The following is a 22,717-nucleotide window of genomic DNA, read 5'->3' as shown; positions in this document are numbered from 1 at the left end:
GTCCGGCGGGTCCGACGGCGACACCGTGGGCACGTCGAGACCGCTACGGATCCGACGGAACGACGGAACAGCTGAAACCGGACGTCGGCTGTGCGAGGCCGCCACGTCCTCAGACGCCGCCGCCCCCTGCCAGGTTCCGTACCCGCCACTGTGGCACCGATCCCCGTGCCCGCCGCCCCTCTTGGGAGCGTTGAAGCACACAGGCAAGCGAAGTGCTTCCAGTCGACAGCAATTGACGCTTCTCGTCGATAGTTTTACGCCAACTTCGCACAGTTACGGCTTGGCTCCGTGAACACAGTTGCGGCGCGTCGACACCATCGTTGCCTCCGGGACAATGCTGGACATCCCGTAGTTGAGGCGTGTACATCTGGATCCATGGCTAGCGGAGCAGCATGACATGGGGGTTTGCGATGCTGACAACCGAAACCCAACGTGGCGAAAGCCCGGAGTCATGAGCTCCCCGCACCGGTCGAAAGTGGCCGGATTCCAACCTACGTTCCCCCCGTCATCACAGACTCCGCCCGCCGTCGGCGCCGACCGTCCGACGGGCACACCGAGCAGCCGGTCCGCCGCGGCTCCCGACGAACTCGCCGGCTGGATCGCGGATCTGACCTCGCTGCACCACCTCACCGAGCGGCTCGCCGCGACGGCCACCCTCGACGACGCGCTGCACGAGGTGCTGCGCGCCGGCGCCTCCCTCATCGGCGCCCGGCGCGGACTCCTCGCGCTCGAACCGCTCGACGGCGCGGGCCCGGAGCACACCGTCGGCCTCGGCCTCGGCCGCGCCGACCTCGGCCAGATCGAGACCGTCCCCCGCAGCTCCGCCTCGTACGCGCGGCTGCTCGACGGGACGTACGGGCTGCCGCACCGTGCCGCCGGGCTCGCCGCCGCCGACGGCGGACCGCCCGCACGCGCCCCCTTCACCCGCGAGACGCCCCCGGCCGTCACCGGCACCACGCCCCCGGTCACCGCGCCCGGCGCGACGACCTCCGGCACGGGCACCGTCACCTCCGCCTCACCCGCGGGACCGGCCCCCGAACCCGCGTCCGCGCCGTCCGCCCCGGCGGCCGGCGGAGCCGAGGCCGGGGAGCTGCCCCGGGTGGAGATCGCGCTCCCGGACATCGCCGGCGACGAACGCCTCGACCCGCGGCACCGCGAGGTCGCCGCTCGGCTCGGCTACGCCGCCAGCTACGCCGTCCCGCTCGGCGCCGGTACCGAGGCGGCACCGCGCGCGGGCGCCGCCGTCTGGCTCTACGACGAGCCCGCCGAACCCACCGCCGCGCAGCGGCACCTGCTCACCCTCTACCTGCGCTGCGCCGGCCGGCACCTGGCCCGGCACGTCGAACTCGCGCGGGTGCGGGACGAGCTGGAGACGCTGGGCGAGGAGCTGCTGCCGAGCAGACTGCCGCGCGTCCCCGGGGTCGCCCTGGCCCGGCGGCGCCGGTCGGGCCCGTCCGGCGGGGGCGACTGGTACGACGTGCTGCCGCTGCCGGAGGGCGCGCTCGGGCTGACCGTCGGCGGGGTCACCGGAGGCGGACCTTCCGCCGTCGCAGCGCGGGCCAGGCTCCAGGCGTCGCTGCGCGCGTACGCGGTGATGGAGGGCGAGGACCCGGTCGCGGTGCTGTCCGACCTGGAGCTGCTGCTCCGGCTGACCGAACCGGCGCGGGCCGCGACCGCCCTGTTCGCCTACGTCGAGCCCCCGGCCCGCCGGGTCGTGATCGCCGGGGCCGGGCACTGCCCGCCGCTGCTGGTGGGGCCGCGCCGTACGGAGTTCGTGGAGACCACGCTGTCCGCGCCGCTGGGGATGCTGGCCTGCTGGGAGGCGCCCAGCGTCGAGCTGACGCTGCGGCCTGAAGAAACGCTGCTGCTGTACAGCGACGGCCTGCTGCACCGCACCGGCGAGGACACCGACCGCGCCTTCGCCCGGCTCCGCGCCGCCGCGGCCGAGGCCCCGCCCGCCGTACGGGCCGACCCGGACGCGCTCGCCGACCACGTGCTGCACGCGATGCTGCCCGCGGCCGCGTGCCCCGGCACGGACGAGGACCCGCACCCCGAGGACGTCGTCCTGCTCGCCGCCCGCTTCTGACCCCCGTCCGGGCCGGACGGCCCGCCGGCGCGGGTCCAAGGGCCCTGGCGCGGCCCCGAGCGGGCACCCGATTCCTTCCCGTATGTCGTGTATGCCGGATTCGCTCCGGAAATGTCACAGGTGCACGCCTAGGACCTGCTTCCGTACGCCCATACGATGGAAGACGGTCCAACATACGGAACAAAGGAGGAGGCTCCTCGTGGCAGAAGCGGCCGAAGAACAGCCGGTACAGCAGCGGAAGAACGGCCTGTACCCGGGCGTCTCCGACGAGCTCGCCGAGAACATGCGCAGCGGCTGGGCCGACACGGAGCTGACCGACCCGGAGCCGGTCCCGCAGGCCGGGCACACCGCCGACCGCCGCGCCCGGCTCTCCGCCCGCTTCCCCGGCGAGCGTCTGGTGATCCCCGCGGGCAACCTCAAGACCCGCTCGAACGACACCGAGTACCGCTTCCGCTCCTCCGTCGAGTACGCGTACCTCACCGGTGACCAGACCGAGGACGGCGTGCTCGTCCTGGAGCCCCGCGCCGACGGCGAGGGCCACGACGCCACGCTCTACCTGCTGCCCCGCTCCAACCGCGAGAACGGCGAGTTCTGGCTGGACGGCCAGGGCGAGCTGTGGGTCGGCCGCCGGTACAGCCTCGCCGAGGCCGCGCGCGTGTACGGCCTGCCCTGCGCCGACGTCCGCGAGGTCGAGGGCGCGCTGCGCCGGGCGAGCGGCCCTGCCCGGGTCGTCCGCAGTTACGACGCGGGCGTCGAGGCGGCGCTCCGCGACAAGGTGACCGCCGAGCGCGACGAGGAGCTCCAGACCTTCCTCTCCGAGATGCGCCTGGTGAAGGACGCGTTCGAGATCGGCGAGCTGGAGGCGGCCTGCACCTCCACGGCCCGCGGCTTCGAGGACGTCGTGAAGGTCCTCGACAAGGCCGAGGCCACCTCCGAGCGCTACATCGAGGGCACCTTCTTCCTCCGCGCGCGCGTCGAGGGCAACGACGTCGGCTACGGCTCCATCTGCGCCGCCGGGCCGCACGCCACCACCCTGCACTGGGTCCGCAACGACGGCGCCGTCCGCTCCGGCGAGCTGCTGCTGCTCGACGCCGGCGTGGAGACGAACACCCTCTACACCGCGGACGTCACCCGCACCCTGCCGATCAACGGCCGCTTCGACGACCTCCAGCGGAAGATCTACGACGCGGTGTACGAGGCCCAGGAGGCGGGCATCGCGGCGGTCAAGCCGGGCGCCAAGTACCTCGACTTCCACCACGCGGCGCAGCGCGTCCTGGCGACGAAGCTCGTCGAGTGGGGCCTGCTCGACGGCCCGGTGGAGAAGGTGCTGGAGCTGGGCCTCCAGCGCCGCTGGACGCTGCACGGCACCGGCCACATGCTCGGCATGGACGTGCACGACTGCGCCACCGCCCGCCGCGAGACGTACGCGGACGGCACGCTGGAGCCCGGCATGTGCCTGACCGTCGAGCCCGGCCTCTACTTCCAGGCGGACGACCTGACCGTCCCCGAGGAGTACCGGGGCATCGGCGTCCGCATCGAGGACGACATCCTCGTGACGGAGGACGGCAACCGGAACCTCTCGGCCGCGCTGCCCCGCACCAGCACCGACGTCGAGAACTGGATGGCCCGGCTCAAGGGCTGACCCGGCCGCATCCGCACACGGGGCCGTCTCCCCTCTGCCCGTCGCGGCGGAGGGGAGACGGCTGTGCGGGCCGGGGGACGCGGTCCTGACGCGGGTCGGCACAACTCGCTTTCATAACGGTCAGGTCCGGAATCGGCGGCATTGCGTAACCTGCAAGTGCCTGTCGCAGACAAGGAAAAGAGCGCACGTTGACCACATCTCGGTTCCGGCCAGGGCTGCTGTCAGCGTTCCCTTTCCTCGCCATGGCGGCCGTCGCGGCCGTCGACGTCACCGCCGGCCCCGGGGTCGGTTTCCTGCCGATGATGGCGCTCGGCCCGGCCTTCGCCGGACTCATCGGCTCGGCCCGGCGCACCGCGCTGATCGGCGTCCTCGCGCTCGTCCTCTCCTTCACGCTGACCTTCTACAACGAGCAACTCGGCGAGCGCCGCGGCTACACGACGATGATCTCCGTCGCGGGGGTGGCCATCGCCGGTGTGGTGGCCTGCTCGATCCGGCAGCGGCGCGAGGCCGAACTCGCCAGCGTCCGCTCCATCGCCGAGGCAGCCCAGCGCGTGCTGCTGCGCCCCGTACCGCGCAGCGCGGGCCATCTGCGCGCCGCCGTCTCCTACACCTCGGCCGTCGCCGAGGCGCGGATCGGCGGTGACCTGTACGAGGTGGTGACCTCGCCCGCCGGGGTCCGCGTGATCATGGGCGATGTGCAGGGCAAGGGCCTGGAGGCGGTGGAGACGGCCGCGATCGTGCTCGGCGCCTTCCGCGAGGCCGCGTACGACGAGCCCGATCTCGTCGCCGTCGGCGAGCGGCTGGAGCGGGCGCTCGACCGGCACCTGCTGGGCGAGAAGTTCGTGACCGCCGTCCTCGCCGAGGTGCGCGAGCGCGACCGTGCCACGCTCCTCAACTTCGGCCATCCCGCGCCGCTCGTCATCCGCCCCGACGGGACGGTGCACTTCGCCGAACCGCCGGAGCGCGCCCTGCCGCTCGGCCTCGGCATCCACGGCACCGCCTCGCCGCAGCCGCACCGCGTCCCCTTCGTCCCCGGCGACCAGCTGCTCTTCTACACCGACGGCGTCAGCGAGGCCAGGGACGACGCCGGGCGCTTCTACCCGCTCGACGAACGCGGCGACCTGCTCAAGGACCCCGACCCGGACGCGGCGCTCACCGCCGTACGGCAGGACCTCAAGGAGCACGCGGGCGGACCGCTGCACGACGACGCGGCGATGCTGCTGCTCCGCTACCGCGACGGGTGACGGACCCCGCCAACCCCGTTGCAAAAGCTCACCATTGGGACATCCCGGCGCCGGACATGCGAGAGCCCCGGCAGGGAGCGGCGGCAGTGGCCGCTGTGCGCGGGGCGTGCGGGGGGGGCGACGGGCAGCCGGGGCGGTCAGCCGGCCTTCAGCAGTTCCGCGTCGCGGTCGAACCTGGCGGAGCCGCGGGGCGCGCCGGGCGCCGGGTTCCCGTGCTCCTCCTGCCACTTGAGCGTCTTGGCGAAGCTGATCACGGCGCCGCCGCGGCCGGGGCGGTTGCGCACCCGTACCGAGTCGGCGAGCGACTCGATCATGAACAGCCCGCGTCCCGCCTCGGCTTCGGTGTCCGCGACGGCCGTGCCCTCGGCGACGCCCCGGGGCGTGCGCCGCACGGCGCGTGAGAACCCGGGCCCGCTGTCGGCCACTTCGATGCGGCACTCGTCACCGTCGAGATACGCGGTCACACAGAACGTCTCAGACCGGGCGCCGACGCCGTGCTCCACCGCGTTGGCACACGCCTCGGTGAGCGCGACGGACAACTCGTAGGAAATATCCCGGTCCACCCCCGCCGTCTCCATCGCCCCGAGGAGGAGCCTGCGGGCCAGCGGCACGCTGGCAACCTCGCGCCGCAGCTGGAGACACCACCACATGCTCATGCTCAACCCTCCAACAGGACGGGGCTCGACGGTTGGCCCTCGGGGCCGCCCCGGCCGCATTGATACCTATTGCCGAGGTGGGCGGTCACTACGCACGTCAGACATGCGATGCCGTCCATTCGGACCAGACATGTCCGGCATGGCGTGACGAGATCTGGACACAGTCTGGACACGGGGCCGGGGCGAGGGGTCCCGGCATGCCCGCACCCTGCCGTATGTCACGCCCCCGCGCGGTGAGATGATGGCGCGGCCATGACTGCCGGGGCGGATCTCAGACTGCTGCGGGCCGCGGTGTTCACCGCGGCCTGTGTGACGCTGTCCGCCGCCGGGCACGCGCTCGCCACCGGAGGCCAGGCGCTGCCGCTCGGTTCGCTGGTGACCGCCTCCGTCCTGGTGCTCGCCGTCGCCGTGCCGCTGGCCGGACGCGAACGCTCCCTCCCCGGCATCGCCGCGCTGCTCACGGTCGGGCAGCTCGCGCTGCACACCGTCTTCTCCTGCGGCCAACAGGCCGTGCCGCGCGGCCCGCAGGGCGGGAGCGGCGAGAGCCGCGAGATCTTCGGACTGGCCCGGCAGCTGCTGTGCAACGAGCACGCGCGCGGCCCGCTGACCGAGGCCGAGGCACGCCGGGTCGTCTCCGACGCGGGCCTCTCGCCGAGTGCGGCGGCCGGTTCCGGTTCGGGTTCCGGTTCGGGCGGAGGGCTCGATTCCGCGAGCGCCGCCGGTGGTTACGGCGCGCACGGCGGCCACGGCGCCGCCGACGCGCTCGCCGCCGGCGACCCGCTCGCCTGCCTCCGGCACGCGGCGCACGCCGCACTCTCCCTGCTCGACGTGCCGATGCTGGCCGGTCACGTCCTCGCGGCGCTGGTGCTCGGCTGGCTGCTGCGGCGCGGGGAGTCCGCGCTGTGGCGGCTGTTGCGGCTCTCGGCCCGCTCGGCCGCGGTCACCTCGGCCGCCGAACTGCTCCCCGTCGGCGCGCTGCGCCGCGCGCTGGCGTACGTACGGGCGCTGTGCGCCGGGCTGTTCCCGGCCGCGCCGCCGCGCCGGGCCACCGTGCGCGCGGGCGAGGCCACCGCGCCCCGGCCCGTTCTCCTGCAGCACGCCGTGCACCGGCGCGGTCCGCCGCGGCGGACGGATCACCGGGCGGGCTCCGCAAGCGCGGAACTCGCCCTCGCGGCCTGACGCACCGCGCCGCCGGACGGCGGTGACGTGCGCGGCCGCGGCGCACCGCGAGCACCCCGGACCCCCCGTACGCGGACGACGACCGCGTACCCGTCCGTCGTGCCCGCCCGGACGCGCTCCCGCGTCCGGTTCGGGTTCCGGTTCGGCCTCCGAAGTCGCCGGGTGACCCCGGCGGTGCGTCCCGTCTTCCGTCCGTACCGCCTACTGCCGTCAGGAGCAGAACCGATGATGATCAGGCAGAAGTTCACCACCCGCCGCCGTACCGCGGCCGTCGGCGCGTTCGCCGCCGGTGCCGTTCTCCTGTGCGCCGCTCCGGCCTTCGCGCACGTGACCGTCGACCCGGAGGAGGCCGAGCAGGGCGGCTTCGCCACCGTCGACTTCAAGGTCCCGAACGAGCGGGACGACGCCTCGACGACGAAGGTCGAGGTCAACTTCCCCACCGACCAGCCGCTCGCCTCGGTGATGCCGCAGCCCGTGCCGGGCTGGGACGTGAAGGTCACCAAGTCGAAGCTGGACAAGCCGCTGGAGTCGCACGGCGAGAAGATCACCGAGGCCGTCACGAAGATCACCTGGAGCGGCGGGAAGATCGGGCCCGGCGAGTTCCAGCAGTTCCCCGTGTCGATGGGCGCGCTGCCGCACGACGCGGACGTGATGGCGTTCAAGGCCCTCCAGACGTACGACAACGACGAGGTCGTGCGCTGGATCGAGGAGCCGGAGAAGGGCAAGCCCGAGCCCGAGAGCCCGGCCCCCGTGCTCCACCTCACCCCCGCCGGGGACTCCGCGCACGGCGGGGCCGCCGCGGCCGGTGAACAGCAGAACTCCGGCGACGGCGAGCAGTCCGCCGCCGGTTCCGGGGGCGGGACCGACACCACCGCGCGGGTGCTCGGCGGCGCCGGCATCGCCGTCGGCGTCGCGGGCGTGGCCTTCGGCCTCACGGCCGGGCGCCGCCGCGCCGCGCAGACCTCGTCCTCGACCTGACCCCCACCGCGGGCGGGCGCGCCCGCGCCCGGGCAACGCGGCCTCCCCGTACGAGCCTTCACGGCCGTACGGGGGCCGCGGGCCCGGGCCGTGGCGCGCCCCGCCCGCAGCCCGTGACCATCTGGGAGAAAGCCACCACCCCATGCGAAAGCCCAAGACCCCCGTCGCCCTCGCCCTCGTCGCGGCCGCGGCCCTCACGCTGTCCGCCTGCTCCGGTTCCGGTTCGGATTCCGGTTCCGAGGACGGGCCGGCCGCCAGCGTCGAGCCGCAGAAGAAGGGCGGCGCGGTCCTCGACTCGCCCTTCGAGAAGCCGGACTTGAAGCTCACCGACACGAAGGGCGAGTCGTACGACCTGGCCGAGGAGACCAAGGGCAAGCCGGTGCTCCTCTACTTCGGGTACACCAACTGCCCGGACATCTGCCCGCTCACGATGAGCAACATCGCCGTCGCGAAGTCCAAGCTCAGCAAGGCCGAGCAGGACGAGCTGGAGGTCGTGTTCGTCACCACCGACCCCGAGCGCGACACCCCGAAGCAGCTGGGCGAGTGGCTGCGCGGCCAGGACCCGTCCTTCACCGGCCTGACCGGTGACTTCAAGACCATCCAGAAGGCCGCGCGGAGCGTCGGCGTCAGCGTCGAGCCGAGCTACGAGAAGAAGAACGGGGACATCGTCTCCTCGCACGGGTCGCAGCTCCTCGCCTTCTCGCCGAAGGACGACAAGGCCCACGTCCTCTACACCGAGGGCAACAGCACGCCGGAGGTCCTGGAGAAGGAACTCCCGAAGATCATCAAGGGACAGAAGCCATGAGCAGCACCCGCCCGAGCAACCCCTCCGGCACCGCCCGTCGCGGCCTCCTCCGGCGCGGAACGCTCGCTTCCGTCGCGCTCGCGCTGACCGGCCCGCTCGCCCTCGGCGCCTGCGCGTCCGAGGCGGAGCCCGAACTGAAGGTCAGCGGCGCGTACATGCCGCAGCCGATCATGGACACCATGGCCGGCGGCTTCCTCACCGTGCGCAACGACGGCGACGAGGCGGACGAACTCACCTCCGTCACCGCGGACTTCGCGAAGAAGGCCGAGATGCACGAGACCGTGGGCCAGACGATGCAGCGCGTGAAGTCGCTGCCCGTCCCGGCGCACGGCAAGCTGAAGCTGGCGCGCGGCGGCAACCACCTGATGTTCCACGACCTGGCGAAGAAGCCGGAAGAGGGCGAGAAGGTGCGCATCACGCTGCACTTCGAGAAGTCGGGCCCGGTGAAGGTCACCGTCCCGGTGAAGGCCGCCAACCACCAGCCGGAGAAGTGAGGGACTGACACGTGCTGCCGACCGCCACCGCCCCGCGCCGCCCGTTCCGGTTCCGGTTCCGCCTCCGGTCCGGGACCCGGGCGCTTCCCGCCGTGCTGTGCGCCGCGCTGCTCTGCGTCCTCGGCGCCGCCGCGCCCGCGTCCGCGCACGCCGCGCTGACGGACAGCAACCCGGCGGAGAACTCGGTGGTCGACAGCGCTCCCCGGCAGGTCGTCCTCTCCTTCTCCGAGGGCGTCTCGATGTCCGACGGCTCGCTCCGCGTCCTCGGCCCGGACGGTGAACGCGTCGACACCGGCAAGGTCAGGGACGCCGGCGCGGAGGGCGGCGGCGGGGCGGCCGCGAAGCGGGCCACGGGGCTCAAGTCCGGCCTGGGCAAGGGCACCTACACCGTCGCCTGGCAGGCCGTCTCGGCCGACAGCCACCCCGTCTCGGGCGCCTTCACCTTCTCCATCGGCGCCCCGTCGAAGACCTCGGCCAAGGTGCCCGAGCAGACGGCAGGACCGGGGCCGGGCGGCGGCGCCGTCGGCAGCCTGTACGAGGTCGGCAGGTACGCCGCCTACGCGGGCTTCGTGCTGCTCGTCGGCGGCGCCCTGTTCGCGCTCGCCTGCCGTCCGCGCGGCGGCGCCGAGCGCCCGGTGCGGCGCGTCGTCGTCACCGGCTGGGTGACGCTGGCCGCCGCCACGCTCGCGCTGCTGCTGCTCCGCACCCCGTACACCGGGTCGGGACGGTTCGCGGACGTGCTCGACCTCGGCGGGCTGCGGGACGTGCTCGGCACCAAGCCCGGCATCGCCCTCGCCGCCCGGCTGCTGCTGCTCGGCGCCGCGGCCCTCTGCCTCCCGCTGCTGTTCAAGGCACGGACGGGCCGTGCCCTCGGACTGTGGTCGGCAGGCGGCGTCGTGGCGCTCGGACTCGCGGCGACCTGGGCCGCCGCCGAGCACGCCTCGACCGGCATCCAGCCCTGGCTCGCCATGCCCATGGACGTGGTGCACCTGCTGGCCATGGCCGCCTGGCTCGGCGGCCTCGTCGCCCTGCTGACGGCCCTGACCTGGGGCCCGCCGGTGGAGAGCGCCTCCGTACGGCGGTTCTCCGGCTACGCCTTCTGGAGCGTGGCGGCGCTCGCGGCGACGGGCATCTACCAGTCCTGGCGCCAGGTCGGCTCCTGGGACGCGCTGACCGGGACCTCGTACGGGCGGCTCCTGCTGGTCAAGGTCGGCATCGTCGCCGTCCTCCTGCTCGTCGCCCGCGCCTCCCGCCGCTGGACCTCCCGCCTCGCCGACCCCTCGGCCCCGGTCCCCGCCCCGTCCCCGGCGGCGGACGCCGAACCGGCCCAGCTGAGCACAGCGACAGCGACGACGTCCGGCCCGGCACGCACCGCCGCGACCGAAACGGAACCCGAACTCGCCGACGGCACCGCCCCGTTGGACCCCGACCCCGTGCGGGCCGCGCAGCTCGCGCGGCAGCGGGCCGCCGCCGACGACGCCCGGCGGCGCAGGCAGCGGGACGCCGATCCGGAACGCAGCGGGCTGCGCCGCTCGGTGCTCGTCGAGGCGGGCATCGCCGTCGTCCTGCTCGCCGTGACGACGGCGCTCACCGGCACCGAACCCGCCCGCACCGAGGCCGCCGCCGGCGACGGCGCGTCCGGCCCGGCCGCGCACGAGCACGCCGGGCGGACCGAGTGGCCGGTCCGGATCGCCTTCGACACCGGCGGCCCGGACGGCAAGGGGACGGCCGCGCTCCGGCTCACCCCCGGCCGCACCGGCGACAACACCCTGCGCCTCACGGCCACCGCGCCGGACGGCAGCCCCGTGGACGCGCCCGAGGTGAAGATCGCGTTCACCCTCCCCGCGAAGGACATCGGCCCGCTGCCCGTCACGCCCGAACCCGTACCGGGGCGCGAGGGCGAGTGGCGTGCCGAGGACGTCCAGCTCCCGCTGCCCGGAACGTGGAAGGCGGCGGTCACCGTCCGCACGTCCGACATCGACCAGGTGACCGAGACCCGCACCGTCCACATCGGCTGACCAGGCCGCCCACGCCCACCCGCCCCGCGCACGAGAACCGGACCGTCATGACACAGCAGGACCAGGACCCCGCAGCCCGAACCGTCACCCGCCGCCGCCTGCTCGGCACCGTCGGCGCGGCCGGCGCGGGCGGCCTCGCGCTGGGCGCCGCCGGCGGCGCGGGCGCGTACGCCGCGACGCGGGACGAGCCGACGGCGCTGACCACCCTGGGCTCGTCCCGCGTCCCCTTCCACGGCACCCACCAGGCGGGCATCCTCACGCCGCAGCAGGCGCACGGACACCTGCTCGCCTTCGACCTGAAGCCGGACGCGGGCCGCAAGGAAGCCGCCGCGCTGCTGCGCCGCTGGTCGCGCACGGCGCGCGAGCTGATGGCGGGCGAGCCGCCCGCCGAGGACACCGGCGTCGCCCTGGACGCGGGCCCGTCCTCGCTGACCGTCACCTTCGGCTTCGGGCACGGCTTCTTCTCCCGCACCGGGCTCACCGCACAGCGCCCGCGCGAACTCGCGCCGCTCCCCCGGTTCTCCGCCGACGCGCTCGATACGGACCGCTCCGACGGCGACCTGTGGATCCAGATCGGCGCCGACGACGCGCTCGTCGCCTTCCACGCCCTGCGCGCCCTCCAGCGGCAGGCCGCCGACTCCCCGGCAGCCCGGCTGCGCTGGCAGATGAGCGGCTTCAACCGCTCCCCCGGCGCCACCGCGAAGCCGATGACCGTCCGGAACCTCATGGGCCAGGTCGACGGCACCAACAACCCGAAGCCCGCCGAACCCGACTTCGACCGGCGGGTGTTCGTGCCGGAGAACGGCACCCCGGAGTGGATGGCGCACGGCTCCTACGCCGTCGTCCGCCGCATCCGGATGCTGCTGGACGACTGGGAGGGCCACGGCCTCGCCGAGCAGGAGAAGGTCATCGGACGCCGGAAGTCCGACGGCGCCCCGCTCAGCGGCGGCGGCGAACACACCGAGCCCGACCTGGAGAAGACCGGCAAGGACGGCGAACTGCTCATCGCGGCCGACGCGCACGTCCGCGTCACCTCGCCGGACACCAACGGCGGCGCCGCGATGCTGCGCCGCCCGTACTCGTACCACGACGGCTTCCGCGAGGACGGGGCGCCGGACGCCGGGCTGCTGTTCATCGCCTGGCAGGCGGACCCGCTGCGCGGCTTCGTCCCCGTCCAGCGGAAGCTCGACCGCGGCGACGCGCTCTCCCGCTTCATCCGGCACGAGTCCAGCGCCCTGTTCGCCGTCCCCGGCGGCCCGGCCGAGGGCGAGTACGTGGGCCAGCGCCTGCTGGAGAGCTGACCGGGCCGCCGCCGGGCTCACTCCCGGCCGGTGACGTCCCGGCCCAGCCAGGCCGCGAGCCGCCCGTACGCGTCCGTGCCCTCCGGGGCCTCCCGCACCGGGCCGAACGGCACCCCGGGCCCGCGCCGCTCGGCGGGGACCATGGTGCGGGTCAACTCCAGGACGTGCGCGGCCAGTTCCTGCTCGGGCAGCGGTCCGGCGCCGATCGCCCGCGCCAGGTCCCAGGCGTGCGCGAGGGACTCCATCACCGCGCCGGCCAGCACCCCGCGGCCCGGCACCGTCCCCCACGGCACCGCGAAGGGGCGCTCCAGCTTCGCCCCGTCCGACCAGGCCGCGACGAACCGAGAGCGGCCCTCCTCGTACAGCGCGGGCCAGCCGTCGTCGGGCACCTCACGCACGGCGAAGGACCGGTCCTCGCCGGGGCCGCCCTCGCCGACCCCGGCCAGCCCGTGCGTCGAGCCGACGACGTGGCCGAGCAGGTCGCGGACGGCGAAGTCCGCGCACGGGGTCGGGTCCCCGAGCTGCTCCGGGCGCACCTCGGCGATCACCCCGGCCAGCACGTCGGCGGCCCGCGCGTACAGCTCACGCGGGTCGCCGACGGGCGTGTGCGCTTCGGTGGATGTGGTGGTCATGGCGGACTTCCTCTCTGCCGCGCGTTCCCGCGCCGTGTACGGACAGCCCGCACTCTCCCCGGAAAACCCGACACCCGCCGTCATGATTTCCGAACCCTCGCGGCAGGCTGGGGAGATGAAGGCCGACCGACTGCTCTCGATCCTGCTGCTGCTCCAGACCCGCGGCCGCGTCCCCGCCGAGGAACTCGCCCGCCGCCTGGAGGTCTCGGCCCGCACCATCCACCGCGACGTCGAGGCGCTCTCCACCGCCGGCGTCCCCGTCTACGCCGAACGCGGCCGGAACGGCGGCATCGCCCTGCTCCCCGGCTACCGCACCGACGTCACCGGACTCACCGCCGACGAGGCCCGCGCCCTGTTCGTGCTGCACACGACGGGCAGCACGCACTCCGCGCTCGGCCTGGACGACGCGCTCGGCTCGGCCCTGCGCAAGGTGATGGCCGCGCTGCCCGCACCGCACCGCCCCGCGGCCGAACTCACCAGCAGGCGCATCCTGGTGGACCCGGGACGCTGGCGCGCGGGCGAGCCCGCCGCCGTCGACCTGGACACCCTGCACCCCGCCGTCCTCGCCGACCGCAGGCTGCGCATCCGCTACCGGCACAGCGGCGAGACGGAGACGCACCGGTACACCGTCGACCCGTACGGGCTCGTCGCCAAGGCCGGCGTCTGGTACCTCGTCGCCGACCGGCGCGGCGCCCCGCAGCTGTTCCGCGCCGACCGGATCTCCTCCGTCACCGTCACCGGCGACCCCGTACGGCGGCGGCGCGGCGTCGAACTCGCCGACGCCTGGGAGGCCTTGCGCCGCCGCGTCGAGGAACCGCCCTCCGGGATCACGCTCCGGGTACGCGTCCGCCGCACCCGCCTCGACCTTTTCGTCCGCCTCGCCGGCCCGCTGATCGCCCCGGAACAGGACGGGGACGCGCCGGACGACGGCGGGGAGTGGGTACCGCTGCGGCTCCGGCTGCCCGCACTCGGCGCGGTACGCCAACTGCTCCAGTTCGGCATCGAGTTGGAGATCCTCGAACCGGAGGAGGCCCGGGACAGGATGGCCGCCGAGGCGGCCGCGGTCACCGCCCTGTACGCGGGCGGCACAGAGCAGGACTAGGGACGGTCCGGGAGTTCGCGCTCCGCGCCCGCGACGACCGCGGTGCAGATGTCCCGCAACTGCCGTACCTGCTCGGGCGTCAGGTGGTCGAAGAGCGCGGCCCGCGCCTGCGCCACATGGCCCGGAGCCGTCGCCTCCAGTTCGGCGAGGCCGGTGTCGGTGAGGGTGGCCAGGGTGGTGCGGTGGTCACCGGAGTGGCGGCCCCGCCGCACCCAGCCCTTGACCTCCAGCTTCGCCACCGCGTGCGAGAGCCGGCTCGGGGATGAGCGGGTGCGCCGGGCCAGGTCCGTCATGGTCAGCGTCCGCTCGTCCGCCTCGGAGAGCATCGCCAGGATCAGGTAGTACGCGTGCGGCATGCCGGCGTCGCGCTGCAACTGCCGGTCCAGCGCCTCCCGTACGCGCTGCGAGGCGCCGAGGAACGCGCGCCACGCCTCCTGCTCCACGTCGTCCAGCCACCGCACCTCAGCCATGCGCCCCAGCCTACGAGGGGAAGGCGGCGGTGCGGGGAAGGTGACCGGACGTCCACACCTCAGTGCGCGAGGAGCTTCTCCAGGGTGACGGCGATGCCGTCCGCGTTGTTGCTCTCCGTCACCTCGTCGGCGACGGCGAGGAGTTCGCGGTGCGCGTTGGCCATCGCCACACCGTGCGCGGCCCAGTCGAACATGGGCACGTCGTTCGGCATGTCACCGAAGGCGATGGTGTCCGCCGCCTTCGCGCCCAGCCGCCGCGCGGCCAGCGACAGCCCGCGCGCCTTGCTCAGCCCGAGCGGCAGCAGCTCGACGATGCCGGGACCGGCCATCGTCACGCCGACCGCGTCACCGACGGCGGCCCGCGCCACCTCGGTCAGCTCGTCGTCGCTCAGCTCCGCATGCTGCAGGTACAGCTTGTTGACGGGCTCGGCCCACAGGTCGGACTCGTCGGTGAACGGCACCGTGGGCAGCGGGCCCTCCTGCGCGCGGTAGCCGGGGCCGACGACGACGGCGCCGTCCAGCCCGTCCCGGGAGGCGGCGAGCGCCAGCGGGCCCGTCTCCTCCTCGATCCGCCGCACCGCGTTCCGCGCCAGCCGCCGGTCCAGCGTCAGCGAGGTCAACAGCCGCCGCTCGCCCGCGTCGTACACCTGCGAGCCCTGCCCGCAGACGGCCAGGCCCCGGTACCCCAGGTCCTCCAGTATGTGCTTCGTCCACGGCACGGCACGGCCGGTGACCACGATGTGTGCGGCACCCAGGGCGCAGGCCGAATCCAGCGCCGCGCGGGTGCGCTGCGAGACGCTGTGGTCGTCGCGCAGCAGCGTCCCGTCGAGGTCGGTGGCGATCAGCCGGTACGGGAAGGCGGTCGGCGAGCCCGTCACCGGGCCACCGGCTCCAGCACCTCGCGGCCGCCCAGGTACGGACGCAGCACCTCGGGCACCCGGACCGAACCGTCGGCCAGCTGGTGGTTCTCCAGGATGGCGACGATGGTGCGCGGCACGGCGCACAGCGTGCCGTTGAGGGTGGCCAGCGGGCGCACCCGCTTGCCCTCGCGCATCCGGATGGACAGCCGGCGGGACTGGAACTCGGTGCAGTCCGAAGTGGACGTCAGCTCGCGGTACTTGCCCTGGGTGGGGATCCACGCCTCGCAGTCGAACTTCCGCGCGGCGGAGGAGCCGAGGTCGCCCGTGGCCACGTCGATGACCTGGAAGGGGAGTTCGAGCGCGGTGAGCCACTCCTTCTCCCACTGCAGCAGCCGCTGGTGCTCCGCCTCGGTGTCCTCCGGCGCGACGTAGGAGAACATCTCCACCTTGTCGAACTGGTGGACGCGGAAGATGCCCCGGGTGTCCTTGCCGTACGAGCCGGCCTCGCGGCGGAAGCAGGGCGAGAACGCCGCGTACCGCAGCGGGAGTTGGTCGGCCTCCAGGATCTCGTCCATGTGGTACCCGGCGAGCGGGACCTCGGAGGTGCCGACGAGGTACAGCTCGTCCTTGTCCAGGTGGTAGACGTCCTGCGCGGCCTGGCCGAGGAAGCCGGTGCCCGCCATGGCCTGCGGCTTCACCAGCGCGGGCGTGAGCATCGGCGTGAAGCCGGCCGCCGTGGCACGCGCGATGGAGGCGTTGACCAGCGCGAGCTCCAGCAGGGCGCCGACGCCGGTGAGGTAGTAGAAGCGCGATCCGGAGACCTTCGCGCCGCGCTCGACGTCGATGGCGCCGAGCAGCTGGCCGAGCTCCAGGTGGTCCCGGGGCTCGAAGCCCTCGGCGGCGAAGTCGCGCGGCTGCCCGATGGTCTCGCGGACGGTGAAGTCGTCCTCGCCGCCGACCGGGACGTCGGGGTGCACGAGGTTGGCCAGGCGGCCGAGGAGCTGCTGGGTCTCCTCGGCGGCGGCGTCCTGCTCGGCGTCGGCGGCCTTCACGGCGGCGGACAGCTCGCCGGCCTTCCGGAGCAGCTCGGCCTTCTCCTCCCCCTCTGCCTTGGGGATGAGCTTGCCCAGCTGCTTCTGCTCGGAGCGCAGCTCGTCGAAGCGGACGCTGGACGACCTCCGCCGCTCATCGGCGGAGAGCAGCTCGTCGACGATGCCGACGTCCTCTCCACGGGCGCGCTGGGACGCGCGCACACGGTCGGGGTCCTCACGGAGCAGGCGAAGGTCAATCACCGGGCCAGGGTACCGGTGGCCGCCCGGGCCCCTCGACCCGATACCCCATGGGTTCACCTTTGTCCGGTTTGCGGGGTTACGCGTGTCGCCGTAAAGACATACGCCGGGAATGATCTCCACGTCCTCCGGCCGGCCCTCGGGGAAAACTTTCCGGAATGGAGAATTCCGCTCCGGTGAACCTCCGCGCGGGCGACTCACGGGCGACTCACGGAAGCGGCGGCTCCACCCTCTCCCGAGCCCGCTCACCGCCCGACAGGCAGACGGGGACGGGGAGTTGAGGACGGGCGCCCATCGGGGTTATCCACAGTCGGAGGACTTTCCCCAAAGTTATCCACAGGCCCTGTGCGGGCCCTGTGGATACCGGAGAAGCGCGTTCCGCCGGAATCGCGGAAGCGGTGGAATTCCCGGAGTACACCTCGGATTCCCACTCATTCGAGCGGGATTGACTCACCCCAAAGAGTTGATCAACGGAATTGATCTGACGTGACCGGAAGCGGGGCACTGTGGACGCACCCGGGGTCTCCATGCGGCTATGTCGACAGTGTCCGGATTCCCGTGTCGACTTATGCACAGGCCCTGAGCAACCCCTGTGGATAACCCTGTGGACTTCCCCACAGCCCCGCGCCGACCTGGGACGCGCGCCCGCTCCCCGGCCGGCGCCGGCTCAGGCCCTGCCGTCGAGGCAGCGGGACAGCCAGTCGGCCGCCGCCACGAACTCGCCGTCCGTCGTCCCGGGACGCAGGCTCGGCGCCACCTCGTCCGCGCGCGGGTACGAGCCGAGGAAACGCACCTCGCGGCAGGCCCGCTTCAGACCCATCAGCACGTCACCGACCCGCCGGTCCTGCACATGACCCTCGCAGTCGACCGAGAAGCAGTACCGCCCGATGCCCTCGCCCGTCGGCCGGGACTCGATCCGCATCATGTTCACCCCGCGCGAGGAGTACTCCTGGAGTACCTCCAGCAGCGCACCGGGATGGTCCTCGCGCAGCCAGAACACCACCGAGGTCTTGTCCGCACCGGTCGGCGCCGCCGGCCGCGCGGGACGGCCGACCAGGACGAAGCGGGTCACCGCGTTCTCCGCGTCGTGGATGTCCGTCACCAGCGGCTCAAGACCGTACGTCGACGCCGCGAACTCGCCCGCGAACGCCCCGTCGAACCGGCCCTCCTGTACCAGCCGCGCACCGTCCGCGTTGGAGGCCGCCGACTCCCACAGCGCGTCGGGCAGGTGCTCCGCCGTCCAGCGCCGCACCTGCGGCTGCGCGACCGGGTGCCCCGTCACCGTCTTGACCTCGTCCAGCGTCGTGCCGGGGCGGACGAGCAGGGCGAAGGCGATGGGGAGCAGCACCTCGCGGTAGATCATCAGCGGCTTGCCGCGGGCCAGTTCGTCGAGCGTCGCGGTGACGCCGCCCTCGACGGAGTTCTCGATGGGCACGAGCGCGGCCGCGGCCTCCTCGTTCCGTACGGCGTCCAGCGCGGTGGGCACCGACACCATCGGGACCAGTTCGCGGGTGGCGGTCTCGGGGAGCGTACGGAGGGCGGCCTCGGTGAACGTGCCCTCGGGGCCCAGGTAGGTATAGCGGCTCGCAGGTGACATGCCGCCACGGTAGTCGCCCGCGCCCCGCGCCGACGGGGCGTCTTGCCCGCTGGGCGCACGCTCCGGAAGCGGCTCGGGCGGCACCGCTTGACAGCAGTTGTAGGATGACTGGGCAACCGGATGAATCGTGACGTGGGGAAAGAGGAGACCGACAATGGCGCTGCGCGCGGCGGGACGGCAGTCCCTGGTGGACACCGTGGTCGCCGAACTGCGTGAGCACCTCACCTCCGGCGAATGGGCCGTCGGCGAGCGCATCCCCACCGAGCACGCGCTCGCGGAACAGCTCCAGGTCGGCCGCAACACCGTCCGCGAGGCCGTACGCGTCCTGGTGCACGCCGGGATGCTGCGCTCCCGCCAGGGCGAGGGCACCTTCGTCGTCTCCTGCGCCGACCCCGCCGCGATCATGCGGGGCGTGCAGCGCGCCGGGATCAGGGACGTGCTGGAGCTGCGCATCGCCCTGGAGGCCGAGGGCGCCCGGCTCGCCGCCACCCGGCACGACGCCGACGACCTCGCCCGCATGCGCGCCGCGCTGGCCGCCCAGTCCGGGCTCGTCGACCAGCACGAGCTGTACGCCGAGTACGACGTCGAGTTCCACACCGCCGTGGTCGACGCCGCGCACAACGTCGCGCTCAGCGCCACCTACCAGTGGTTCAGCTCCTCCGTGCACGAGGCGCTGCTGGCCGGACTGAGCGACGAGCAGATGCCGTTCATCGACAGCTGTTCGCACGAGGCCGTGGTGGCGGCCATCGCCTCCGGCGACCCCGAGGCCGCCGAGCGCTCCGTACGCGAACTCCTGGACGTGCCGAAACGCGCCGTCGAAACCCTCCTCACGAACGAGAACCCCACGACGTGACCGTGACCCGAGGGTCTCGGCCTCGTACGGGGCCGCCGAACGGGGCGCCCGCCGCGGCCCGTTGAGCCCGCGGCTCCCTTGGACGCAGCGTCGCGTCACCCGTCCCGCATCACGTCACCGCACCACGTCACGTCCCGGCCGCGGCCGCGCAGACCGCGCCGCCGTCCCGGACGTGACCGCACCGACCACGTCACGGCACCGGCGAAGCACGCCGTGACCCCCGCGAGGGGCGCCCGCCGCGTCCGAGCGCGCCCCTCGCAGCACTACGGAAAGAGGCAACCGCCCGCATGTCCAGAACCGGCCCGGAAGGGCTCATAGAGGCCGAACTCATCGACGCCGAGGAGGACCTGGCGCCCAGCCGCCCCGTCGCCGAGGCCAGGAAGCGGATGCGCGCCGCGCACCCCGCGCTGGTCCTCCTCGGGATCGTGCTCGCGTCCCTCAACATGCGGGCCGCGCTCGCCGGGGTCTCCCCCGTACTGGGCGACATCGGCGACCACTTCGCGCTGACGGCCACCACCAGCAGCCTCGTCACCACCATCCCGCTGATCTTCATGGGCCTCGCCTCCCCGCTGGCGCCGCGGCTGGCGGCCCGCTGGGGCACGGAGACCGTGCTGTTCTCCGCGCTGGTGCTGCTCGCGGGCGGCATCGTGCTGCGCATCGCGCCGCCCGTCGTCGCGCTGTTCGTCGGCTGCGCCGTCGTCGGCACCGGCATCGCGCTGCTGAACGTCCTGATGCCCGGGCTCATCAAGCGGGACTTCCCCGAGCGGGCCGCCGGCATGACCGCGCTGTACTCGACGTCCATGATCCTCGGCGCGACCGTCTCCGCCGCCACCGCCGTCCCGCTGGAGCGGGCGCTCGGCGGCTGGCAGGGCTCGCTGGTCTCCTGGGCGCTGCTGGCCGCCGTCGCCGCCGTGGTCTGGCTGCCGCAGGCGCTCCTCGCCCGCCGGGGCACCGCGCACGGGCAGGCCGCCGCACGCCCCGCGCACGGCACGGCGGCGGGCGCGGGCACCGAGGGCACCCGGCTGATGCGTTCCGGACTGGCCTGGCAGGTCACGCTGTTCATGGGCGCCCAGTCGCTGATCGCGTACGTCACCATCGCGTGGATGCCGACCATCTTCACCGACCACGGCATGGACCGTGCGACGGCCGGACTGGTCTTCGCGTTCAGCACGCTGGTGCAGATGGTCGGCTCGTTCGTCGTCCCCACCCTCGCCGGACGCATGCGCGACCAGCGGCTGCTGGCCGTCGGCGTCGTCGCGCTGATGGCCTCCGGCATCGCCGGACTGCTGATCGCGCCCGTCGCCGGCGCCTGGCTCTGGGCCGCCCTCCTCGGCGTCGGCCAGGGCGGGACGCTGGGCCTGGCGCTGACGATGATGGTGCTGCGGACGCACGACGCGCACTCGGCCGCCAAGCTCTCCGGCATGGCACAGACCTGGGGCTATCTGCTCGCCGCCGTGGGCCCGTTGGCGCTCGGCGCCGTGCACGACGTCACGGGCGGCTGGACGGTGCCGATCGTGCTCATGCTCGTCGTCTGCGCCGGGCTCGTCCTGCTCGGCATCGGCGCCGGCCGCGACAAGAAGCTCCTCGCCGCGGACTGACCCCCGCTCCCCCGCAGCCCGAGGCCCGCTCCCTACCCGTACGGAGCGGGCCTCGGCCCGTCGCGGCGGCGCGCGCCGCTACTCGTCGCCCACGACCGTGAGCGTGCGCAGCTTGCGGCTCGCCAGCCAGGTTCCGCCGACGGTGACGGCCACCAGCAGGACGACGGCCGTGGTCAGCCCCACGTCGGAGGCCACCCCCGCGCCGGGGCCCGCTATCCGCTCGCCCACGGCCAGCGCCCACTGCTGCACGGACAGCGTCCGCGCACCCGAGATCAGGCTGCCGAACAGGGCCTCCCAGATCAGCGCGTAGACCAGCCCGAAGACGACGGCGTGCCGCGAGACCGTGCCCAGCAGCAGGAAGACCGCGCTGTAGCCGACGGACGCCACGGCCGCCGCGACCGCGAAGGCGACGGCGATCTGCTGACTGTTGCCGTTCAGCACGAACCCGGCGATCAGCGTCGGCACCGCCGAGAACGCGACCGTCACACCGATCGCGACGACCAGCTTGGTGCAGATGATGGTGGACCGCTTCAGCGGCTTGGACAGCAGATAGACGATCGATCCGTCGTCGATCTCCGGGCCGATCGCCCCCGTTCCGGCGATCACGCCGATCAGCGGCACCATCGTGGCCAGCGCGAAGCCGCCCAGCAGCTCCGCCGCCACCCGGTCGTCCATGCCGGTCATGGACCGTACGGCGAACGCGACGCCGACCAGCAGCAGCGGCAGCACGCACAGCAGCAGCGCGCGACGCCGCCCCAGCAGGGCGCGCCAGGTCAGCCGCGCGACCGTCGGGTCGTACGGGGAGAACCGCGAGGGGGCGGGCGCCGCGGAGGCCGGGGGCACCGCGGGTGTGGTGGGTGAGGACACGGGCGAACTCCCTTCAGGCCGCGACGAGATACGAGAAGACGCTCTCCAGGGACTCGTCCGAGGGCGAGACCGTGTAGAGCCGGATGTTGTGCTCGCGGGCGACGCGCGGGAGCAGCGTGGTGAACCCGGTGAAGTCGATCGCCTCGATCCGCAGCGCCTGTTCGCTCCAGTCCAGCTGGATGCCGGCCGTGGACGCGTCCGCGATCAGCGCGGAGGCGAGCCGGCGGTCGTCGCTGGAGCGGACGACATAGCGGTGCGGACGGTCCGTCATGAGACGGCGGATCTTGCGGAAGTCACCGCTCGCCGCGTGCCGTCCGGCGACGATCACCTCGATGTGCGAGGCGAGTTGCTCCACCTCCTCCAGGATGTGCGAGGAGAACAGCACCGTGCGGCCCTGCTCGCCCATCCTGCGCAGCAGGTCCATCAGGTGCATGCGTTGGCGCGGGTCCATCCCGTTGAACGGCTCGTCCAGCAGCAGCACGGAGGGGTGGTGGACGAGCGCGCTGGCCATCTTCACCCGCTGCCGCATGCCCTTGCTGTACGTGGAGATCTTCCGCTCCTGCGCGTGCTCCATCTCGACCGTCGCCAGCGCCTCCCGCGCCGCGGCGCGGGGGTCGGGCAGCCGGTGCAGCTGCGCGTTGGCGAGGACGAAGTCCCAGCCCGTGAGGAAGTCGTACATCCCCTCGCGCTCGGGGACGAGCCCGATCTCGCGGTAGGACTCCTCGTTCCGCCAGATCGGCCGCCCGTCGAGGGTGACGCTGCCGGTGGAGGGGGCGAGGAAGCCCGCCATCATGTTGATGAGCGTGGACTTGCCCGCGCCGTTGGGCCCCAGCAGCCCGGTGACGCCGGGGGCGATGTCCATGCTGACGTCGTTGACGGCGACGACGTTCCCGAACCAGCGGGACGCGTGGTCGATGGAGAGAACACTCATGGGCGCGGCCCATTCCTTCGAGGGGTGACGGTGGGACGGTTCCGCCGGGCGGAGGCGAGCTGAGCGGACGCGGCCGGAACGGGCCGCCGTCCGGGCGCCGGCACCCGGGCGGGGG

General features: G+C 73.5%; 20 protein-coding genes. 12 read left to right on the top strand and 8 right to left on the bottom strand.

Annotated features, from left to right (window positions below):
* The first annotated feature begins 451 nt into the window (after positions 1–451).
* The 3 genes from HCC30_RS20670 (at position 452) to HCC30_RS20660 (ending at position 4,972) form a co-directional block, all read left to right on the top strand.
* Positions 452–2,086: a PP2C family protein-serine/threonine phosphatase gene (locus HCC30_RS20670; RefSeq protein ID WP_169444095.1), complete on the top strand. Its 1,635-nt coding sequence runs from the start codon at positions 452–454 to the stop codon at positions 2,084–2,086.
* 199 nt (positions 2,087–2,285) lie between these two features.
* Positions 2,286–3,728, top strand: coding sequence for an aminopeptidase P family protein (locus tag HCC30_RS20665; protein WP_346776727.1), 1,443 nt, complete (start codon positions 2,286–2,288; stop codon positions 3,726–3,728).
* 242 nt (positions 3,729–3,970) lie between these two features.
* Complete coding sequence (locus HCC30_RS20660) at positions 3,971–4,972, top strand: PP2C family protein-serine/threonine phosphatase (protein WP_169444093.1); 1,002 nt, start codon at positions 3,971–3,973, stop codon at positions 4,970–4,972.
* 137 nt (positions 4,973–5,109) lie between these two features.
* Here HCC30_RS20660 and HCC30_RS20655 read toward each other — a convergent pair whose 3' ends face one another.
* On the bottom strand, positions 5,110–5,628 hold the full coding sequence (locus tag HCC30_RS20655; protein ID WP_169444092.1) for an ATP-binding protein: 519 nt from the start codon (positions 5,626–5,628) through the stop codon (positions 5,110–5,112).
* A 252-nt stretch (positions 5,629–5,880) separates the two neighbouring features.
* Between HCC30_RS20655 and HCC30_RS20650 the strand changes: the two genes are divergently transcribed.
* The 6 genes from HCC30_RS20650 (at position 5,881) to efeB (ending at position 12,403) form a co-directional block, all read left to right on the top strand.
* A complete protein-coding gene (locus tag HCC30_RS20650) occupies positions 5,881–6,807 on the top strand; it encodes a hypothetical protein (RefSeq protein ID WP_169444091.1) in 927 nt (308 codons plus the stop codon).
* A gap of 228 nt (positions 6,808–7,035) precedes the next feature.
* Complete coding sequence (locus HCC30_RS20645; protein ID WP_169444135.1) at positions 7,036–7,785, top strand: YcnI family protein; 750 nt, start codon at positions 7,036–7,038, stop codon at positions 7,783–7,785.
* Positions 7,786–7,927: 142 nt separating this feature from the next.
* Positions 7,928–8,590, top strand: a complete 663-nt coding sequence (locus HCC30_RS20640; protein ID WP_169444090.1) for an SCO family protein — start codon at positions 7,928–7,930, stop codon at positions 8,588–8,590.
* On the top strand, positions 8,587–9,084 hold the full coding sequence (locus HCC30_RS20635; RefSeq protein ID WP_169444089.1) for a copper chaperone PCu(A)C: 498 nt from the start codon (positions 8,587–8,589) through the stop codon (positions 9,082–9,084). The genes HCC30_RS20640 and HCC30_RS20635 overlap by 4 nt, the downstream gene beginning before the upstream one ends.
* A 92-nt stretch (positions 9,085–9,176) precedes the next feature.
* Positions 9,177–11,102: a copper resistance protein CopC gene (locus tag HCC30_RS20630; RefSeq protein WP_346776732.1), complete on the top strand. Its 1,926-nt coding sequence runs from the start codon at positions 9,177–9,179 to the stop codon at positions 11,100–11,102.
* Positions 11,103–11,149: 47 nt separating this feature from the next.
* Positions 11,150–12,403 (top strand): iron uptake transporter deferrochelatase/peroxidase subunit, encoded by a 1,254-nt coding sequence (gene efeB / locus HCC30_RS20625; RefSeq protein ID WP_169444088.1) that lies wholly within the window; start codon positions 11,150–11,152, stop codon positions 12,401–12,403.
* Between the two features lie 17 nt (positions 12,404–12,420).
* Here efeB and HCC30_RS20620 read toward each other — a convergent pair whose 3' ends face one another.
* Positions 12,421–13,035, bottom strand: a complete 615-nt coding sequence (locus HCC30_RS20620; RefSeq protein WP_169444087.1) for a TIGR03086 family metal-binding protein — start codon at positions 13,033–13,035, stop codon at positions 12,421–12,423.
* Between the two features lie 115 nt (positions 13,036–13,150).
* Between HCC30_RS20620 and HCC30_RS20615 the strand changes: the two genes are divergently transcribed.
* A complete protein-coding gene (locus HCC30_RS20615) occupies positions 13,151–14,137 on the top strand; it encodes a WYL domain-containing protein (RefSeq protein ID WP_169444086.1) in 987 nt (328 codons plus the stop codon).
* Here HCC30_RS20615 and HCC30_RS20610 read toward each other — a convergent pair.
* The 4 genes from HCC30_RS20610 to pheA form a co-directional block, all read right to left on the bottom strand.
* A complete protein-coding gene (locus HCC30_RS20610) occupies positions 14,134–14,607 on the bottom strand; it encodes a MarR family transcriptional regulator (RefSeq protein WP_169444085.1) in 474 nt (157 codons plus the stop codon). The two genes, HCC30_RS20615 and HCC30_RS20610, sit on opposite strands and share 4 nt — an antisense overlap.
* A 59-nt stretch (positions 14,608–14,666) precedes the next feature.
* Positions 14,667–15,485 carry an HAD family hydrolase gene (locus HCC30_RS20605; RefSeq protein ID WP_169444084.1) on the bottom strand — a complete coding sequence of 273 codons (819 nt, stop codon included), beginning with the start codon at positions 15,483–15,485 and terminating at the stop codon, positions 14,667–14,669.
* On the bottom strand, positions 15,482–16,759 hold the full coding sequence (serS, locus tag HCC30_RS20600) for a serine--tRNA ligase (RefSeq protein ID WP_169444083.1): 1,278 nt from the start codon (positions 16,757–16,759) through the stop codon (positions 15,482–15,484). Before serS ends, HCC30_RS20605 begins: the two co-directional genes overlap by 4 nt.
* Before the next feature lie 664 nt (positions 16,760–17,423).
* Positions 17,424–18,353: a prephenate dehydratase gene (gene pheA, locus HCC30_RS20595; protein WP_169444082.1), complete on the bottom strand. Its 930-nt coding sequence runs from the start codon at positions 18,351–18,353 to the stop codon at positions 17,424–17,426.
* 154 nt (positions 18,354–18,507) lie between these two features.
* Here pheA and HCC30_RS20590 point away from each other — a divergent pair, with 154 nt between their 5' ends.
* Both HCC30_RS20590 and HCC30_RS20585 read left to right on the top strand, forming a co-directional pair.
* Positions 18,508–19,206, top strand: a complete 699-nt coding sequence (locus HCC30_RS20590; protein WP_169444081.1) for a FadR/GntR family transcriptional regulator — start codon at positions 18,508–18,510, stop codon at positions 19,204–19,206.
* Positions 19,207–19,493: 287 nt separating this feature from the next.
* On the top strand, positions 19,494–20,804 hold the full coding sequence (locus tag HCC30_RS20585) for an MFS transporter (RefSeq protein ID WP_169444080.1): 1,311 nt from the start codon (positions 19,494–19,496) through the stop codon (positions 20,802–20,804).
* Between the two features lie 78 nt (positions 20,805–20,882).
* On the opposite strand, the gene HCC30_RS20580 is transcribed toward HCC30_RS20585, so the two are convergent.
* Together HCC30_RS20580 and HCC30_RS20575 are read right to left on the bottom strand one after the other, a co-directional pair.
* Entirely contained in the window at positions 20,883–21,647 is a 765-nt protein-coding gene (locus HCC30_RS20580) for an ABC transporter permease subunit (RefSeq protein ID WP_169444133.1), read from the bottom strand.
* Between the two features lie 37 nt (positions 21,648–21,684).
* Entirely contained in the window at positions 21,685–22,602 is a 918-nt protein-coding gene (locus HCC30_RS20575) for an ABC transporter ATP-binding protein (protein ID WP_169444079.1), read from the bottom strand.
* Between the last annotated feature and the right edge of the window lie 115 nt (positions 22,603–22,717).

This window comes from Streptomyces sp. HNM0574, from assembly GCF_012726235.1.
Lineage (GTDB): Bacteria > Actinomycetota > Actinomycetes > Streptomycetales > Streptomycetaceae > Streptomyces.
This window is presented reverse-complemented; position numbering and strand designations above follow the sequence as displayed.